Raw genomic sequence first — 17,584 nt, 5'->3', positions numbered from 1 at the left:
CAGTTGACCCTAAAAATTCCCCACAACTTTTTGTCTAGGACATGTTTTATAATATGATGTAACTTAAGAGTCAAGTTTAGAAAGGGACGGTGTTATCCATGCGGATCTTACATACCTCGGATTGGCACCTCGGGCGTATGCTCGAGGGGCGAAGCCGAATTGAGGAACAAGTGAGGTTTATCGATGAACTTTGCTCGATAGTGGAAGAGGAAGCGGTGGATCTGGTTTTAATTGCGGGAGACGTTTTTGATACAGTAAATCCTCCCGCTATCGCAGAGGAACTGTTTTATGATGCTCTAAATCGCCTATCCGTGGGAGGGAAGCGAGCGATCGTGGCCATTGCAGGGAATCACGATAACCCCGAGCGGCTTTGTGCGTCAAGTCCTCTGGCAGTCAGGCACGGAATTACGTTGTATGGTCTTCCTAAAGAAGTTTTAGTGCCTAGTTCCTTGGTGCAGCCGAATCAAGGAAGGGTCGTTAGGGTTGCGGCTGGCCAGGGGTGGGTGGAGTTACATATTCCCAGTTGCCCGGATCCGGCGATCGTGGCCATGCTTCCTTACCCATCTGAGTCTCGACTCAATGAGGTACTAAGCGAGAGTTTAGATGAGGAGATCCTACGTCAGGAATACTCCAAGCGCGTTAAAGAACTGTTTTCCTCATTGGGCCAGCATTTTCGACCGGATGCGGTTAACCTAGGGATAAGCCATCTTTTCGTACGCGGAGGGGTGGAATCCGAGTCTGAACGTCCAATCCAACTGGGAAGCGCACCGACGGTGGAAGTTGAAGCGATGCCGTCTGGCGCCCAATATGTCGCCCTGGGACATTTACACCGTGCTCAGGTTGTCAAAGGGGCGCCTGTTCCGACACGGTACTCCGGTTCACCGCTCGCTTATAGCTTTTCCGAGACAGGGCAGGCCAAATCCGTAATCTTGGTCGAGGGGTTTCCCGGTCAACCGGTAACGACTCGGGAAATCTTCCTGAGTGCCGGTTACCCCCTTGTGAAATGGCAGGCCAAAGAGGGATTGGCTCAAGTACAGCACTGGATTGATGAAGGGAAGGACCTCCACGCTTGGATCGATTTAGAAGTCTATGTAACCAACGCGCTTCATTCCCAAGACATCCACTCTTTGCGCCGCCAGCGGGAACGCCTTATCAACATTCGCCCAGTTTTTCCAGAAACGGAACAGATCGTTGCAGAGGGCCGCTCCAAGTTGCCGATCGATGAGCTCTTCCGCAAATTTTACCAGGACAGAACCAATGGAGCCGAGCCGGAACAGGAATTAGTCGCTTTGTTTTTGTCCTTAATTGACCCGGATAAAGCAGGCGGGAATTCTGAAGAAGATGACGCTGTCGAACTAGGATATCCTGACTCGAAATTCCAACGTCAAACGGTTCGGGATGAGGAGGTCGAGACGGCATGAAACCGATTCGCTTAAGAATAGCAGGCTTAAACAGCTTCCGTGAGGTTCAGGATATTGATTTCTCGAAGCTGTGTGAAATAGGCGTGTTTGGGATTTTTGGGGCTACTGGAAGTGGTAAATCTACTATTCTCGATGCCATTACGCTCGCTCTCTATGGGACGGTCGAACGGGCTGCAATAAATACGCAGGGGATTCTTAACCATGCAGAAGACCAGCTCACAGTGGAATATACGTTTTCGCTGGCAGCAGGAAGTGGCCGGATAACTTTCCGTGCGGAACGAGCGTATCGACGGACGGGGGAGCGGACAGTCAAAGCTTCAACTTGCCGTTTTGTAGAAATAGCGAATGGAGTGGAAACCGTTTTAGCCTCCAAAGCCGATGAGATGACGAAGAAAATAGAGGAAGTTTTAGGTCTTACAGTCGAAGACTTTACTCGAGCGGTGGTTCTTCCTCAAGGGAAATTCGCGGAGTTTTTAACTATTAAACCTAAGGATCGGCGATTGATGCTGGAGCGGTTGTTTTCCCTGGAAGCCTATGGCAGAGAACTTTCCGCTCGACTGACAGAGCAGCTGGGAAGTGCTGAATTCAACCTAAACGGTGTGGAGCAACGACAACAGGGTTTAGGGGATGCTTCGCACGAACGGGTTCAGGCAGCTGAAACAGACCTGAAGGTTGCGCTCGCCAAGTCTGCGAGTCTTGCTAAGGAACTTAAGAACATAAAACAACAGTATGATGAAGCCAAGGAACTATGGGGTTGGCAAGAACAGCTACATCGGTTGCAAGAAAAAGAGGCGCAGCTGACAGCCGAACAGCCCCAGATAGATAGAATGGTAGAGCGCTTGAGTCTCGCGAAACGTGCAGAATCGATTCGCTCGCTTCTGGAAGAAATCAGCATCTCCGAAGCACGATTTAAGGAAGCCAAAGTTCAAGTAGAAGATGCTAACACTCGGCTTAAAGCGGCTAGGCTAGCCAAGGAAAGCGCAGAAGAAAAATGGACTGAGGAAAATCAGAAACGACTAGAGGTTGAACCTCGCTGTCTGAGGCGGTTGGAGCAACTGGAACAGGCCAAAGGATTAGAATCTGAAATCCAAGCGCACCAAGAACGGCTAGGCAAGGCGCGCTTTAAATACGGCGAGTTTGATCGAACCCGCAAGGACTTGGAGCAAACGATCCAAGTCGGTGTCGTTCGAAAAGCAGAAATCCAAAAACAACAGCAGGATCTGAAAACCCAACTGACTCAAATCACGGTAGACCCTGCCCAACGGGCTCGGGTTAACTCCTCGGCTCAAGCGTTGGAGGCCTACGAAATTGTCTCTCAACAAGTGGACGGTTTGCAAAAAGATCTTGAGAAGAATGCGTCCATACTGAAAGAGTGGCAATTAACCCTGCAGACATCATCAGATGAGATTCGAACCTCTCAAATAATCGTGGAACAATTGAAAGAGACCTTAGTTGAGAAGCAACAAGATCCACCGCTGCGTGAGGAGCTACTGAGTGAACAGGCTCAAGAACTGGAGCGTTATCGACATAGGATCGCCAATATTGAACGGGCGGAGAGTGAGGGGGGCAACGAACGAAAACGCCTGCAAATCATCTCGCTGGACCGCCAGAAATCACAAGACATCGTGAAAAAAGGGGAGCAGGAACAGAGCAGAATTTCCTTGGCATTTCAGGAGACCAAGACTTTAGTGGATCAAAAAATGGCTGAGGTCAAGAGATTGGAACAAAGCAATCTTGCCGGGGTACTGGTTGAAAATCTGGTGGAGGGGGAACCATGCCCGGTCTGTGGCTCTTCCCATCACCCTCAACCCGCTTCGAGTTGGGATGATGAGATTTTAGATAAGGCGAGAAAAGAACTGGAGCAGGCATCTATTGAACTCCAGAAGTTAGAAGGTAAACAGAGAGACGGCACAACTACTCTGGCCGTGGCCAAGGCCCAGTTAGTTTCTCAACAAGAACTTGAACAAAACCAGTCCTACCTCTTCCAAACCAAGGAACTTGCCATCACTAGTTATCGCAGTGAGTTACCGGAACAAGATCGTAATAAGGGTATACAGGCTTTAGATGCTCAGAGAGTTGAGAGAGAATCCAATCTGGCGCAAAACCGCCTATTCTTGAATCAATGGAAAACAGACCTAGAGCAGCTGACCCGACAGTTAGAAATTGCTCAGCAAAAGCTGGCAGAAGAAGAAAAAAAGCAGCATCACACGGAAGCTCAAATTGCTTCCGTTGAGGGCGTAGGGAAGGAAATCCGCAACCGCTTAAGCCAACTCCTTCAAGAACAGATTCAGCGCAAAGATCGCTTGGACACTTTACGCGCCGAGATTGATCCGGCAGAAATTTCGTTGCTACAGAAACAATACTCAACTTGGGATCAGACGATAAGGACTATCAATCAGGAGTTATCCAGGCTTGAAGAAGAGGTGCGGAAAGCGGAAGAGGACCAGCAGCGCCTTACTATTGAAAAGACGGAATGTGAGCTGGAACTTCAGAATCTCAAGACCGTCGGAACTGAAGCTGCTCGCTCTCAGGAAGAACTCAAGAACAAATATGATGCTTTAACGGAAGGTAAACCAGCCTTAGAGCGAATTGAGCAGGTAAAACAGGAATTAGCGCTGGTAACAGGGCAGGAAGAAAAACTGAAGAAAGGGTATGAGCTGGCTAAAGAGGGATGGAACCAGGCTGAACAGCTCCAGGCTGTGAACCATAAAACACTGGAATTAGCCAGAGAGGGATATGAGACTGCCCAGCAAAAACTGGATCAGGGCCTTAAAACAGCACAATTTCTGATGGTGGTAGAGGCCAAGAGTGCGTTGTGTGACCCTACTGAACAACTGAAAATGGACCAAGATATCTTGGCCTTTCGGCAAAATGTTCTGATGATTAAGCAAAAACGGGAAGAGGTTGAAGAGCGGCTTAAGGGACGAAGACTTCGTCCAGAGGAATGGCTTGCTTGGCCGGTTCGACTCAAGGAGATGGAAAACTCCAATAATGAAGCGATTGAACACCGTGGTGCCGCTCAACAAAGGGTGGAAAAACTGAAGGAGGAGCACGAAGAGTGGATGCGGTTGGAACGTGAAAGACAGACGTTAAGTCATCGCCGAAGCTTACTTAAAACCTTGCAAACCGTCTTTAAAGGGAATGCTTTCGTGGAGTTTATTGCTCAAGAACAGTTAACCAATGTATCCCTAGATGCCTCCGAACGATTGAAACAGTTGACAAACCAGCGGTATGCTTTAGAAGTGGATGCAGAGGGCGGGTTTATCGTGCGTGACGATGCCAACGGGGGAGTGCGCCGACCCGTCAACAGTTTATCCGGAGGAGAAACCTTCCTCACCGCACTGGCCCTCGCCTTGGCCTTGTCCACCCAAATTCAGCTGCGGGGCGAATCCCCGCTGGAGTTCTTCTTCTTGGACGAAGGGTTCGGAACCCTAGATGCCCATCTTCTCGAAACCGTGATGAACACGCTGGAGAAACTTCATCTTCAAAACTTAACGATCGGAATTATTAGTCACGTACCGGAACTGAAAAATCGCCTCGCCCGCCGTTTAGTCGTTACTCCCGCCGAGTCCGGTGGAGCAGGGAGTAAGGTCAAGCTGGAGATGGCGTAGAACGATACAACATAAAGATGCCGAGAGTATAAACTTAGTTATTACTCTTGGCATTTAACTATGAACATGGAGAATACTGAAGAATGGTTAAAACCACGAGAAAGAACAGTGAGCTGGATTTAGGGGACTAGCCCGGGGAAAGACGAGAAGTTTTATTGACCTGCTTCGGGGTAACTGGTAGTATTGGAATTATTAAGAATCCTAAGCCCATACAACCGTGAAGTCTTAATCCTGGTTTTAGACATCAAAGATTACGATAAACAAGTTTAGAAGAGTAATAAGAAGCAGCAGAAAATGCTTTGACTTGAGGAGGGGCTATCCAGTGAATTTAGAACAAGCAGTCGCTATTGCTCCATTCATTAAAGATTTCTATGATGAAGATGTTTCTGTTTATGTTTGCAGTGCTGATATCGTAGAGGTAGGAATTAACCACAAAAATCTGAATTTGAACGTGCAGAAGGGTGAGCCTTCGTCAAAGTATGAAAAAACGGTTACGATGCGAAGTTTCCTTGAGAAGAAGAGACTCGTGGTGCGGGTCCCAGTCGAGAAATCTCAGTTTGGCATGTCCTATGTAGCCATCGCTAATCCGCTGTGGAATAATGGCGAGGTGGAAGGCGCAATATCTGTGATTATATCGGACAAACGGTATGACGCTTTGAGGAAGGTTGGTATAAATTTATCTGAACTAGTAAAAAGTAGTCATGCCGCGTCTGAGGAACTTTCTGCTTCGAGCGAGGAGCTGGCGGCCACGGCTAGAAATATGGAGGGCAGCACTTCTGTTACTAAAGTCGGACTTGAAAAAATAAATGGGATATCACAAGATATTGGTAGGATATCAGCACAGACTAGTATCTTGGGGCTGAATGCATCGATTGAAGCTGCTAGGGCTGGGGATAAGGGTAGAGGGTTTGCTGTGGTTGCCGAAGAGGTTAGAAAACTATCTGAGGGAGCCAAACAATCTGCGGTAGCTATTTCCAAGGATATAGTAGAAGTCAACGACACGGTAAGCAACTTAATTGAGGACATCAGGCAGTTAGCCATCGTCAGTGAGAATCAAGCAATGGACATAGGGAATCTGACATTGTCACTGAGTGAAATATCTAAGATGGCCAAAGAATTAGTATCCCACGCAGATGCTTAATAGATTACGCGATTGAAGGCAATGCAGACAAAAATATTTTGAATAATGATAAGAGGTATAAAATGCAGATACCGAGCAGTAAATTAAGAGTTCAGACAGGGAAGGGTAAACAAACTTGCCTTGAGGTGACTGAGCCCTCCGAATTATTGAAGTTTTTACAGGCCGAGATCCCTAGTAAAAGCCGCAACGATCTTAAGTCCCTGCTGGAACATCATCAAATCTCAGTAGACCAGGAGGTTATTACTCGGTTTAATTATTCATTAGAGACCGGGCAACAGGTCGTTGTTAATTGGTCTAAAGTTCTGGTGGAAAAACAACCTCAAGGGGTAAAGATTGTGTTTGAAGACCCCTATATTATCATCATTGAGAAACAGGCCGGGCTGCTCTCCATTGCTACGGCGACAGAAAGAGAACAGACAGCCTATAGTATTTTAAGTGAGCACGTGAAGAATCGAGACCCTAAGAACAAAATCTTTGTGTTACATCGTCTGGACAGGGAAACGTCCGGAGTTATGATGTTCGCTAAGAGTGAGAAAATTAAGAAATTACTGCAAAATTCTTGGAAGGAAGCAGTTTTGGAACGGACCTATGTCGTGGTTGTGGAAGGACCTGTCACTAAGGAGCAGGGGACGATCACCTCGTGGTTAACGGAGAGTAAGACTTTTATGATGTACTCTAGTCGTACCCCTAACGACGGTCAAAAAGCAGTGACTCACTATAAGGTTCTAAAAAAGAATAAACACTACTCTCTCTTGGAAGTGAAACTAGAAACTGGGAGAAAGAACCAGATTCGGGTTCACATGAAGGATATTGGACACAGTGTAATAGGGGATAAGAAGTATGGGGCGACTAAGCACCCTCTTGCTCGCTTAGGTCTTCATGCCAGGGTTCTTGCATTTCGGCATCCGGTGACGGGTGAGGAAGTACGTTATGAGACAGATATTCCTAAGGAGTTTTTGAATTTGTTCAGCTAGGGGGGGAAGCACGGGGACGGTTCTCTTGCTTCCTGCTGGACCGCAACCATTTAGAACTTAGTTTTTTAGCAAAATCGGATATCAGGATATAAGCGGGATGCATGCTGGAAAGTAAGTATGCATCCCGTTTTGGTATTGCCGAAAAATTCATGCAGGTGGTTAGGTTTGAAGATAGGATGTGTCGAAATAGGAAAGACACTTCATTGACCTTGTACGGGGTAACTGGTAAGATGGGTAAAATTAAAGTTGTATGGAGGGACTATGTATGTTCACTTCGATCACTGAATTCCTGAAGACATGGGAGAAAGAAGCAGAATCAACCTTGCGAATTCTAAATGCCTTAACCGACGATTCCCTCAACCAAAAAATCACAGAAGACGATCGTACCTTGGGTCGAATAGCCTGGCACTTAGCGACAACAATTCCTGAGATGATGTCCAGAACTGGGTTAGTTTTTGAAGGGTTTCGTGAGGATGCTCCAGTTCCGAATTCAGCTAAAGAGATCGTGCATTATTTCGGAGAAGTGAGCAAGACCATGGAAGCGGGAATTAAGGACCACTGGAAGGATCAAACTCTCCTAGAAGAGCGGGAAATGTATGGTGAGACATGGGCAATTGGTACGGCCTTAAGTGCTTTGGTCGATCACCAGATCCATCACCGGGGGCAAATAACCGTCTTAATGAGGCAGGCAGGTCTGAAAGTACCAGGAATTTACGGGCCGGCGCGCGAAGATTGGAGTCAGTTCGGTATGGAGGCTCCTTTAATTTAACGGAGGCAAAGGGGAAGCAAAAGGACAGTTCTCTTGCTTCCCCATAGTGCCACTGAAAAAACCGGGTTTATACCCGGTCTTTTGATGCGTCTTTCCCAATTTTATCAGCGTCAAAAGGATAAGGAATCTTCTCTGTGTTATCTGGCTTGCGCGACTTGTTGTTCGTCTTTTTGGCCATGTGCGATTTTCCTCCTTTAGAGCGTTACAGTTAGGATTCTCTGATTAGTAAATAATATGCATTGATGCATTGGGCCAAACGAATAGGAAGCAAAGGGATGACGGAAGCAACAGAACCGTCCCTCTGCTTCCGTGCTTCCGGATGGAGGGGACCGAAATTTCCAAGAGGTTAGAACGTGAAAAGACGACTGTACAAATAATGCTTAGGCTTTATTGTAAAGATCAGCATCACACTGTCGATGGATTGTGTTCAGAGTGCCAAGAATTATCGGATTATGCCATGAACCGCCTTGCTCATTGCAAATTTGGCGAGAATAAACCTACATGTGGAAAATGTACAGTGCATTGTTATAAGCCAGACATGCGCAAACGAATTCAAGAAATCATGAGATATGCGGGTCCTAAAATGCTTTTAGCCCATCCGATGATAAGGTTAAGGCATCTGTTGGAGGGATTTAAGAAGAGAGGGTGAGATTATGGCAATAATAGAGCATTCCCTTGAAATGAGGGGAATGCCTCACAGAGACTTGGAAGATTATTTTCTAGCGCTTGGGGGAAAGCAGGTTGGGCACGGAAACTATTGTGGCCCGAATTGGGAAGTTAGGCTGAGTGACGAGTGGACGTGTACTTTAGGGTCAATACGAATTCCGGCAACGTTGGTGACCTTTCGGGTTAAAGAGGAGGACTGGCCGGAAATGCTTAGGGCTTTTCGCTTTCGTTTCCTTTCAGCCGGGGGATAAAAATCATCTCTCGGGTTATTTGAACATTGATGAAGTCTGCGAGAGGAATGGAAGATATTGGAATTTGTCTGAGCGGTTGTCAAAAGTAGTAGATTTAGGGAGGAAGCTATGAAACAGAAGAAGTGGGAGATGGTTTTGGGACTAGTATTGGGTGTATTCTCGCTCGCGATATATATTATTCAGGATCTTATTTTTCATGATGCACAGATAATTTTAAGCGACCTCTTGTTACAGATTGCTTTTCTACCAATTTATATTTTTTTATCCACCATCGTGATCGATAGCCTTTTAAGTCGAAGGGAGAAGGGGCAGAGAGTAAGAAAATTGAATATGGTGATTGGAGCTTTTTTCAGCGAGACTGGGCTTGAACTGCTTCAAGCGCTCTCTAAATTCGATAAGACAAGTGAAGAAACGATTAGGATAATCTTACGAGATGATTGGCCTCATAAGTCCGAGAGGATGAAAAAATGGGTAGGGAAAGATGGGTTTCAAATTAACAGTCGGGTTGGTGAACTCGAAGGGTTAAAGATGCTTCTCTTGAAGAAGAGGGATTTCTTGCTAAGAATGCTAGAGAATCCTAATTTGCTCGAACATGAAACCTTTACAGAACTCTTATGGGCAGTCTTCCATTTGTCGGAGGAGTTGGCTAGTCGAGCAGATTTAAGCCATCTTAGTGAGGCTGATTATTATCACTTTTCGGGAGATATCAAACGTGCGTATAGTTTATTGATTTTGGAATGGTTGACGTATATGATTCATCTTAAGGAAGATTATCCCTTTCTGTTTTCCTTCGCCGCTAGAACCAATCCCTTTGATCCGGAGGCCCGGGCAGAAATCTCGGAATAACCTAGGGCATTTGGTAGAGCGTAGACAACGGGCCAATAAGGTCAACGTCTGGATTTAATACGAGCCCTTGGGATGCAGAGTGAGACGCTTGGAGTGCACTTAAAGTTAGTGCAGGGATGGGAAGGGTGTGGCACTCTTCTAAGGTAAAGAAGCCCAAATCGCTGACTTCCTCAGGTTGAGCTTGAAGGTTCCCACCCATGAATTCCATCAGGAAAATAACATAGGTGTCATGTTTTTCCGTAGGTCGATCGCGCAGGGCAATGATTGAGAGCGGCCTGGCTGTAATTCCGGTTTCTTCTTGAATTTCACGGACGATAGCAGTCCCAATCGATTCTCCCTGATCCACATATCCCCCGGGTATGGTCCACATTCCCTTACCGGGATTATGCCCGCGTTGTACAAGAAGGACTTTGCCGTCGTGCCAAAGAAGCCCCCCAACACCGAGAGAGAAATCTCCCCAGTGGACATAAGAACACTCCGGGCATGTGCGTCGAGGGAGGGTGTCAATGATTGATGTTTGGAGAGGGTAACCACAGACGGGGCAAAAATTATAGGGAGTGGCTTTGTAAGACATACTTGTCATTTCCTTTCTTTGGTAATTGGATGATCATTCTCGTGAGAGGACATTAAATCGCCGAACGATTTTACCGTAGATAGAAAACATCACAAAGGACGCTCCCATAAAGGTGATGGCAAGTACCCATACACTAGATCCTCCGCCATAGTCATACATCATGCCACCGAGCAAGGGACCAATCATTCGGCCCCCGGACGAAGCACCACCAATCATCCCTTGATAAGCACCTGTTTTTCCAGGCGGGGCGAGTTGAGCGGCGGCTGCGGGAACCGCAGGCAAAATAAGCATTTCTCCTAGGGTTAGAATGAGCATCGCAATAATGTAGGATATGTACGGTAGCTTGCCCAGAATAATAATAAATCCAATGGTTAAAAGAATGGCAGCGAGGTAAAATTGGCGTTTGAAGGATTTTGCCCAAGCTTTAATCACCCAATTGATGAGGGGTTGTAGCGTGACGATGAAGACGCCGTTTAAGGTCCAAAGCACACTGTAAGAGAAGAGGGAAAAGCCGAGTTGATTCATGACAACGGGTAAAATTGATACGAGTTGAATGTAGGCTCCCCAGACAAAGAAAATTCCTCCACCTAAGGCCAAGAGTACCTTGAAGCCGCTGTCTTTTGTTAGTCGCTCCGCTTGTTGCTTCGGTGGGGTCATGTGAATGGGTACTTTTTGTTCAGAAACCCCTGTGAACACTAACAGTAAATAAATGAAGAAGGCAGTGGCATTCAGAGAGAAGATGAGACTGAAAGAAACTTGAGCAATCATTCCACCGATCGCTGTGCCAATCGCCACGCCGGCGTTATTGGAGACATAAAGCAAATTAAACCCTCGCCGTCCGCCTTCAGGCCAAACGGCATGGAGCAAAGCGTTAAGGGGAACGAAGATAAAGGCTTGAGCTAAACCAAACAGGATAAATGCTGGTGCATAAACTCTCCAAACCGGAAAAACACCAATAAATCCTACAGTAAGGACTGCACCAACGAGGCCTAGAATCATAACCTTTTTGGGTCCGAAACGATCGGCCAAAAACCCGCTCATAAACTGACCTAGTAGGGAAGCTGTAGACTGTAGGGCAAGAAGGGTACCGGCTTCGGTTAACGTACGGCCTAAGACACCATGCATGAAGAGACTATTTAAAGGCCACATCAAAGAATTGCCGACCGATTGAATAAACCCTCCAATGATTAAAACTATGACAGCCCGTGGTATATCTAAGCGTTTTAACTTCAAACCAAAAACCACCTTAAGATCTTATATCATTTGTGTTAAACATAATTAGTTCGACATACGTATGAAAAACCCTCTAAAAGATGGAAAAACTAGTTTTTTAGAACTAAATAAGCAGGAATATTTAGAATGTCCGCGAAAGCATAAATAATATGCCTAAAGAAAATGCTATAAACAAAGGAGAGTGTATTATGAAATTTCAAGAGACAGAAACATTTAAAAATCTAAGTAAAGCCTTTGCGGGGGAGTCTCAGGCACGAAATCGTTACTCTTTCTTTGGGGGGGTTGCTAAGAAAGAAGGGTATCAACATATTCAAGCTGTGTTTGAGGAAACAGCCGCGAATGAAAGGGAACACGCCCAAGTCTTCTATAAACTACTGATTGCACACACTCAGGAAGAAACTAACGTTATTCATGTTGATGCCGATTATCCGTTAGTTTATAAAGACACTCTGACCAATCTAAGAGCGGCTGCAGCTGGGGAAAAAGAAGAATGGTCTGTACTCTATTCAAAATTCGGCGATACCGCCGAAAAAGAAGGATTCTCTGATATTGCCAAAGCCTTTAAGACGATTGCCGAAGTAGAAAAGCACCATATGAACCGTTTCGAACACTATGCCGATGGGATTGAAAATGGGACTATCTTCAAAAAGGATACTCCGACCAAATGGAAATGTACCAACTGCGGTTACATCCATGAAGGCCCCGAAGCCCCTGAAAACTGCCCGGCTTGCGCGCATGAACAGGGTTACTTCGAAGAGCTGCCTGAAAAATATTAAGACTAAAAGCCGAGTAGAGATCCTACTCGGCTTTTATAATTCCAAAAATGCAAGTTCGGGGACGGTTCTTAGCTTGCATATGCAAGTGCAAGAACCGTCCCCGACTTGCACCCGACTTGCAGAATGCTCCTTAAATCAAATTTGATTTAGATAAAAGACTTGCAAAGCAGAGGAAATATGAACATAATAATTATAGGGGTAAAATTCAGAATATTACATAAAACGGAGGAGAGCTGATGAGAGTACCGGGGACAGAATTACAAGAACGAGTTTTGAATTTCCAAGAGAGTTTGCAGAAAAATGGAATTGAAGGAGCGTTGTTGGTCCAACGAGCGGATACCTTGTATTATACAGGAACAGCACAAAATGTTCATGCCTATATTCCCAGGGAAGGAAGGCCCATTGTTCTTGCCTATCGCGACTTTGCTAGGGCTAAGCAAGAAAGCTCTTGGGAGGTTATTCCCCTCAAGGGCATGTCCAAGCTTCCTGAATACATTCAGGAAGCAGGACTCCCTTTGCCGAAAATTCTGGGGCTAGAACTCGATGTTCTTCCGGTTAATCAATTTGAACGCTATCGCAAACTATTTCCGGACGTTTTGTGGGTGGATGTATCCAACGAGATCCGTTTGCAGCGCGCAGTGAAGTCGGCTTGGGAAATTGCTCGTCTGGAAGAAAGTGCCCTAATTTACCCCAAGGTTCTAGAATTTGCCAAGGATGTCCTTCATGTGGGAATGACTGAGGTAGAGTTAGAGGGTTTATTAGAAGGCAAAGCTCGGGCGCTCGGACACGGTGGTCATGTTCGGATGCGCGGTTTTGGCTCCGAATTTCATGTCGGCGCAATCACTTCAGGGGCACGAGCTGACGTAGCTAGCTGTTTTGATGGGCCAGTCGTAGGACAAGGCATTTCTATTGCTCATCCGTGTGGTGCAACTATGGATCAGATTCAAAAAGGGGAACCTATTGTTGTTGATATGGTGACAGTGGTAAATGGCTATCAGATTGACCAAACCCGAATTTTAAGTCTCGGGCCATTATCGGAGGAGCTGACAAAAGCTTACGAGGTAGCGAGGCAGGTCGAAGAGAAGATTCGCTGTGCCTTAATTCCAGGGAGGGTAGCTGGCGAAGTGTATGAGGAAATTCTTGCTTGGGTTCGTGAGAATACACCTTATGAGGAAAATTTCATGGGTTTCGGGGCAAGCCGGGTTCGTTTTGTCGGACATGGGGTGGGACTGGACCTCGATGAACTCCCAACTATTAGCAAAGGAGCCAAAGAAGTGTTAAAATATGGGATGGTGGTAGCCATCGAACCAAAATTGGTTTTCCCGGGTGTTGGGGTAGTCGGGATTGAGGATACTGTTGTCATCGAAACGGAAAAGGGCGCGAGGTATTTATCGGAGATCCCGCGAGAATTGACCGTTCTTTAAGGGGGGCAGAGGAGACGTTGAAGATATCATCTGAATAGGATATTATTAGTTCATCGATCAAGCACAAAGGAAACTCACGAAAAGCAAAGGGAGTGATAGGATTGTTTAAGAAGATTCTTGTCCCTACAGACGCATCGGAACACTCGCGACGCGCCTTAAAAAAGGCTTTAGAACTAGCCCAAACGATTCACGCTGACGTGTTACTTCTCCATGTTAGTTATACGCCGCAGGCCTACTGGGGATATACGGTTTCTTATGGTATCACCGTGACGCAAGAACAACTTGAACAGAACGGAGAATTGGCTTTAGAGGCGACCCTGATGGGAATGGATACTTCACAGGTTGTTCTAAATAGAAGAGTGGAATCTGGGCATCCCGTAACCGTTATTTTAGAACAGATTAAGAAGGAAAATATCGACTTAGTTGTCATGGGAAGTCACGGTTACGGAGCCATTACAGGTTCGGTCCTAGGAAGTGTAAGTCAACGGGTGTTGCAGCGTGCGACTTGCCCCGTGCTGATCATCAAGTAGTACAATGTGTCATGAGCGTGGATTATTTATGAACTTAGAGAGATCCATAGCAGCAATGAACGAATTTTGTTGACATTTTAGGACTAATGTCCCTGCACTAGTGGCAGGGATTTTTTTCATGAGTCACGAATATCATAAAGAGGATAGTTTACCTGTACAACGAAAATTATGTCGTGGAGGCGACCATGAAAGAGAATAATCTTTGGCTGAGTCCTGAAGAAATTCAACATATGCTGCAAGGCTCATTGCAATGGCTTGATGTGGCCCCTCGTATAACGACATCTAAAACTGGGATCCGTAAGTTGGGGGATGCCGTCTTGGAAAAGGAATTGGCACCCAAGCAAACTGAGCCTATTGGGTCTCCAGCTATGGAAAAAAGTGAACATTCCAAGCCGCTTAAGGGAAAACCGGTGATTTGGTTGCTCGGAAGTGTTGGGCTTTTAACCCTGTCCTCTTGGTTTTATTTTGTCATATTTGCAAATTAGGGTTGTGATGATTTTAGTTAATAGAGTATTTGGGGGCGAGTCGACAAGACTGGTCCTTTTTAAATAAAATTTTTTCATAAATCCTTTGCAAAATCCTGAAAAATGGGTATCATATAAATAGAAGGTCAGGAAAGGTCAATGATTATTCGAAGGATAGTTTAGGAAGATTATAAAGGAGTAAATCAACAATGGGAAACCTTGCGGATCGCATTGAGGAATATTTAAAACGAATTTTAGAACAAGCTTCAGAAGGATGTATCGTATTACAGCGTAGCGAGCTTGCTGGGGAGTTTTCCTGTGTTCCATCTCAAATCAACTATGTACTGGACACTCGGTTTACGATTGAACGAGGCTACTTAGTCGAAAGCCGCCGAGGGGGTGGAGGGTATCTGCGCATTATCCGTTTAGGGTGGGGTATAGAGGGGCAATACCAACAGGTTATGAGGCAATTGATTGGGAAACAGCTTTCTTGTGACCGAGCCAATGCCTTAGTAGAACGGCTAGTCGATGAGGAACTAGTGACAGTACGAGAAGCGGCGATGATTAAGAGTGTCCTTTCGGCTGATGCTTTAGGAGGAGAATTTAGGGAGTGGGACGTTTTACGCGCCCGTCTCATGAAAACCATTTTGACAACGCTAAGTCGGGATGATTTGTTATAAAGGGGGATTTAACATGCTCTGTCAACATTGTCATCAGCGGGAGGCAATAGTGCATTTGACTATTACTGAGAACGAACAGACCCGTGGGGTTTATCTTTGCAAGTCATGTGCTGAAAAAACTCAGGAAGTCAGTTTCGTTTTTCATCCTGCCATTGTACCGGAATTTTTACAGGCTCTTTTCGGGTTTAATCCAGCGTCCATAGAACAGCCGTCCGAGATGACCTGTCCTAAATGTGGAATAAGCTTTTCTCGCATAACTCAGGCGGGCAAGTTGGGATGCAGTACGTGTTACGAAACCTTTGAAGCACAGTTGGAACCATTACTTCGTCGCATACATGGCGGAGGGCAGAATGTGGGTAAAGTTCCTGCTAGACTGGGGGGGGCCATAAAAGGTCGCATGGAACAAAGAAAACTGAAGGAGAAACTCCAAAGTTTGATCCAGCAAGAAGCGTTTGAGGAGGCTGCCGTAGTTAGAGACCAGCTTCGCCAAATTGATCAAGCGCAGGGAGGGGGGATTCATGATGAGTAAGGAACTCCTCTTAAAACACAGTGCTTGGATGACGGAGACTGATTCTCCTGTTGTAATTAGCAGTCGAGTGCGCTTAGCGCGCAACCTTGAGGATTTTCCGTTCCCACATGTTCTAAGTCCAGAAGGGGCCGCTCAGGTGGAACAAAAGGTTTCCCAAGTTCTGACGGATATAAAAATCAAAGAAGAGCAATTGCATTATATATCTTTAACAGAACTCAACAACATTGAACATCAAGTACTGATTGAAAAACACTTAATCAGTCCGAGTTTAGGAGGGTCAACTGGTGCTCGTGGCGTGGCGTTGGCTGATGATCACCGCTATGCGGTCATGGTTAATGAAGAAGATCATATCAGAGTCCAAGTGCTTTTACCCGGAAATCAGCTTCTGGAGACACATCGTTTGGCGACAGAGTTAGATGATGCCATAGAAGCAAAGCTTGATTTTGCCTACCGGGAAAACCAAGGGTATCTTACAGCTTGCCCAACTAATGTGGGAACGGGGCTCCGAGCCTCGGTCATGGTTCATCTGCCGGGTTTGGTGATGATGAAGCAGGTGCAACAGGTTCTTGGGGCTCTGGCACCCTTGGGGATAGCTGTACGGGGGCTATATGGCGAAGGATCTCAAGCCTTTGGGCATATTTTTCAAGTCTCCAATCAGATTACACTCGGGAAAAGTGAAGAAGATATTTTAACTCATTTGCAAGCGATGACAGGTCAAATTATCGAACATGAACTTCAGGCGCGGGAACTCCTGAAAAGGCAAATGCCGTTGCAACTGGAAGATTGGGTCTGGCGGGCTCGAGGGACTTTGCAAAATGCCCGAATAATCTCGTCAGAAGATGCTATGCATTTATTATCCCATGATCGGTTAGGATCTGATATGGGTTTACTGCCTAAGATCAACGATGGTTTTGCTACCTTGATTGTAGACACTCGTCCTGGATGTTTGCAATATATCCTGGATCGGGAACTCGACCCAAGTCAGCGTGATGAGGAGAGGGCCAGACTGATACGAGAACGGACTGCGTTGGGATAAACTAGAAGTTCGAGATGCGATGTACGATTTGCACCTTTCTTCAAAGAAATGCCATTATTGCTTGTCGTGAAAGCTTTGCTTTCATTCAACATTGAACTTCCAACCACGAACTACGAATTACGCATAAACGGAAAGGATGAAGAAATTATGAAGGGACGTTTTACGGAACGTGCAGAGAAAGTTTTAACGATAGCCCATGATGAAGCCAAGAGGATGGGACATCAAGTTGTGGGGACTGAACACATTTTGCTGGGGCTGATTCAAGAAGGGGAAGGAATTGCAGCTCAGGCTTTAAAAGGAATGGGCTTGGATCTTGAAAAAATTCGCAGTCAGGTGGAACAAATTGCCGGAGTGGGTCAGCCCTCTAACGGTGAGGTTGCACTTACTCCACGAGTAAAAAGGGTCTTGGAGTTGGCTAATGAGGAAGCACATCGACAAGATGTCAACTATATTGGGACGGAACATTTGCTCCTGGGATTAATTATGGAAGGGGAGGGAATTGCGGCCCGAATTTTGGCAAACCTTAATGTGAGTCCGGAAAAGGTTTGGAACAAGTCGTCAAACTTTTAGGTGGAGAATTAGATGAATCGCCAATACCGTCGACTAATCCCCATCATCGGAAATTCTAAAAAATGTTGGTCCTGCAAATACGCCAGCCC

At 46.0% G+C, this 17,584-nt stretch carries 17 protein-coding genes and 1 pseudogene; 16 read left to right on the top strand and 2 right to left on the bottom strand.

Features of this window, described 5'->3' with window-relative positions; translation table 11 throughout:
- The first annotated feature begins 98 nt into the window (after positions 1–98).
- The 8 genes from DSOL_RS14930 to DSOL_RS14895 all read left to right on the top strand — a co-directional run bounded on the left by DSOL_RS14930 (position 99) and on the right by DSOL_RS14895 (position 9,679).
- Positions 99–1,421: a metallophosphoesterase family protein gene (locus tag DSOL_RS14930; protein WP_075365629.1), complete on the top strand. Its 1,323-nt coding sequence runs from the start codon at positions 99–101 to the stop codon at positions 1,419–1,421.
- Positions 1,418–5,032: an AAA family ATPase gene (locus DSOL_RS14925; protein ID WP_075365628.1), complete on the top strand. Its 3,615-nt coding sequence runs from the start codon at positions 1,418–1,420 to the stop codon at positions 5,030–5,032. Before DSOL_RS14930 ends, DSOL_RS14925 begins: the two co-directional genes overlap by 4 nt.
- 322 nt (positions 5,033–5,354) lie before the next feature.
- Entirely contained in the window at positions 5,355–6,173 is an 819-nt protein-coding gene (locus DSOL_RS14920; RefSeq protein ID WP_075365627.1) for a methyl-accepting chemotaxis protein, read from the top strand.
- Positions 6,174–6,235: 62 nt separating this feature from the next.
- Positions 6,236–7,147, top strand: coding sequence for an RluA family pseudouridine synthase (locus DSOL_RS14915; protein WP_075365626.1), 912 nt, complete (start codon positions 6,236–6,238; stop codon positions 7,145–7,147).
- A 265-nt stretch (positions 7,148–7,412) separates the two neighbouring features.
- Positions 7,413–7,916, top strand: a complete 504-nt coding sequence (locus DSOL_RS14910) for a DinB family protein (RefSeq protein WP_075365625.1) — start codon at positions 7,413–7,415, stop codon at positions 7,914–7,916.
- Positions 7,917–8,235: 319 nt separating this feature from the next.
- Positions 8,236–8,565 carry a nitrous oxide-stimulated promoter family protein gene (locus DSOL_RS14905; RefSeq protein WP_075365624.1) on the top strand — a complete coding sequence of 110 codons (330 nt, stop codon included), beginning with the start codon at positions 8,236–8,238 and terminating at the stop codon, positions 8,563–8,565.
- A 4-nt stretch (positions 8,566–8,569) separates the two neighbouring features.
- The gene (locus DSOL_RS14900; RefSeq protein WP_075365623.1) at positions 8,570–8,833 is read left to right on the top strand and encodes a MoaD-like domain-containing protein; all 264 of its coding nucleotides are present in this window, start codon (positions 8,570–8,572) and stop codon (positions 8,831–8,833) included.
- Positions 8,834–8,941: 108 nt separating this feature from the next.
- The gene (locus tag DSOL_RS14895) at positions 8,942–9,679 is read left to right on the top strand and encodes a hypothetical protein (protein ID WP_075365622.1); all 738 of its coding nucleotides are present in this window, start codon (positions 8,942–8,944) and stop codon (positions 9,677–9,679) included.
- 1 nt (position 9,680) lies between these two features.
- Here the strand turns inward: DSOL_RS14895 and DSOL_RS14890 are convergent, their stop codons facing one another.
- Together DSOL_RS14890 and DSOL_RS14885 are read right to left on the bottom strand one after the other, a co-directional pair.
- Complete coding sequence (locus tag DSOL_RS14890; protein WP_075365621.1) at positions 9,681–10,253, bottom strand: NUDIX hydrolase; 573 nt, start codon at positions 10,251–10,253, stop codon at positions 9,681–9,683.
- 33 nt (positions 10,254–10,286) lie between these two features.
- Positions 10,287–11,486 (bottom strand): MFS transporter, encoded by a 1,200-nt coding sequence (locus DSOL_RS14885; RefSeq protein WP_075365620.1) that lies wholly within the window; start codon positions 11,484–11,486, stop codon positions 10,287–10,289.
- Between the two features lie 188 nt (positions 11,487–11,674).
- Between DSOL_RS14885 and rbr the strand changes: the two genes are divergently transcribed.
- The 8 genes and pseudogenes from rbr to DSOL_RS14845 form a co-directional block, all read left to right on the top strand.
- Positions 11,675–12,262, top strand: a complete 588-nt coding sequence (gene rbr, locus DSOL_RS14880; protein ID WP_075365619.1) for a rubrerythrin — start codon at positions 11,675–11,677, stop codon at positions 12,260–12,262.
- Between the two features lie 236 nt (positions 12,263–12,498).
- Complete coding sequence (locus tag DSOL_RS14875) at positions 12,499–13,686, top strand: M24 family metallopeptidase (protein ID WP_075365618.1); 1,188 nt, start codon at positions 12,499–12,501, stop codon at positions 13,684–13,686.
- 101 nt (positions 13,687–13,787) lie between these two features.
- Positions 13,788–14,216: a universal stress protein gene (locus DSOL_RS14870; protein ID WP_075365617.1), complete on the top strand. Its 429-nt coding sequence runs from the start codon at positions 13,788–13,790 to the stop codon at positions 14,214–14,216.
- A gap of 185 nt (positions 14,217–14,401) precedes the next feature.
- Positions 14,402–14,701, top strand: a complete 300-nt coding sequence (locus tag DSOL_RS14865; RefSeq protein ID WP_075365616.1) for a hypothetical protein — start codon at positions 14,402–14,404, stop codon at positions 14,699–14,701.
- Positions 14,702–14,889: 188 nt separating this feature from the next.
- Complete coding sequence (locus DSOL_RS14860; RefSeq protein WP_075365615.1) at positions 14,890–15,360, top strand: CtsR family transcriptional regulator; 471 nt, start codon at positions 14,890–14,892, stop codon at positions 15,358–15,360.
- 13 nt (positions 15,361–15,373) lie between these two features.
- Positions 15,374–15,889 (top strand): UvrB/UvrC motif-containing protein, encoded by a 516-nt coding sequence (locus DSOL_RS14855; RefSeq protein WP_075365614.1) that lies wholly within the window; start codon positions 15,374–15,376, stop codon positions 15,887–15,889.
- Positions 15,879–16,925, top strand: a complete 1,047-nt coding sequence (locus DSOL_RS14850) for a protein arginine kinase (RefSeq protein ID WP_075365613.1) — start codon at positions 15,879–15,881, stop codon at positions 16,923–16,925. Before DSOL_RS14855 ends, DSOL_RS14850 begins: the two co-directional genes overlap by 11 nt.
- Positions 16,926–17,072: 147 nt before the next feature.
- A pseudogene (locus DSOL_RS14845) lies at positions 17,073–17,584 on the top strand (Clp protease N-terminal domain-containing protein); the annotation flags it as partial.

The sequence above is a fragment of the Desulfosporosinus metallidurans genome (genome assembly GCF_001936615.1).
Lineage (GTDB): Bacteria > Bacillota > Desulfitobacteriia > Desulfitobacteriales > Desulfitobacteriaceae > Desulfosporosinus > Desulfosporosinus metallidurans.
Note: the sequence above shows the minus strand (reverse complement) of the source record. Positions and strands in the feature narration are given on the sequence as shown.